This window comes from Flavobacterium sp., assembly GCF_004295795.1.
Lineage (GTDB): Bacteria > Bacteroidota > Bacteroidia > Flavobacteriales > Flavobacteriaceae > Flavobacterium.
Window position 1 is genome coordinate 1 of record NZ_SEBR01000049.1, and the last position, 1,033, is coordinate 1,033.

Genomic DNA, 1,033 nt, shown 5'->3' on the forward strand with positions numbered 1-1,033 from the left:
TCAATAGCCGAATATTCTATCTTTATCCGAATGATAACCGTTAGTGCAATAGCGTGGTTTTTTGTGACCTGGATGATGATGAGCTTTTTTGCCGGTGTGGAGATGGCTTTCTACAGCGTCAATCGCTTTGGCATTGAGCTTCGGAAAAAGCAAGGCCGGTCGGATGCGATACTTCTTTCGAAATACTTCGAGAACCCGGAACTTTTCCTGAGCACCATGCTCATTGGGTTTACGATCTTCCTGGTTTCGTTTGCCCTTTTATTTACGTCTATCGCTAATCATTTATGGGACATCTGGGGGCTGCGGATCGAATGGTTGAGAGTGGCGCTGAACATTATCCTGGCCACATTTATCATCCTGGTTTTTGGTGAGTTTATTCCCAGGGCTCTTTTTCGTGCACACAGCAATTTTCTTCTTTCACGCCTTGTTTGGATTGTCAATATTTTGTACCAGTTTCTGCAGCCCATTGCCCGCCTGTTTTTGGCGATGGCCAACTGGACGCTGAAATATATTTTCAACCTTCGCATTCGCGAAACAAAAGAAAATCTCTCCGGAAACATATCCGAAACACTTTTCCAGCAAGGCGACGATCCTGATTTTGAGCCCATTCCTGCAGTGCCGGAGAGCATGAGTGCGACGGACCTGATTGGCAAGTTTACAAAAGAACGGAAAAGCATTGCCTGGGTGGTGGACGAGTTTGGCGGCACGGCCGGAATTGTTACGATGGAGGATGTGCTGGAAGAGATTTTTGGTGAGATACACGATGAGTACGACAGCGAAGAGTTTGTGGAAAAGCAACTGGCCGAAAACGAATACATATTCTCCGGCCGGCTGGAACTGGATTATATCTGTGAAAAATATGATCTCGATTTCCCGGATAACGAATCGGAAACGCTTTCCGGGTTTATAATCTCTCACCACGAAACCATTCCGCATCAGAAAGAACGCATCATCATCGACGATTTTGAGTTCGACATCCTCAGCGTCAGCGACACCCGGATTGAGATGGTGAAGCTGAAAGTATTGAAGTAAG

General features: G+C 46.2%; 1 protein-coding gene. It reads left to right on the forward strand.

The window, feature by feature from the left end; all coding sequences use genetic code 11:
• The coding region (locus tag EOO49_RS19285; protein WP_290848771.1) for a CNNM domain-containing protein at positions 1 to 1,032 on the forward strand (1,032 nt) is incomplete at its 5' end.
• Position 1,033 lies beyond the last annotated feature (1 nt).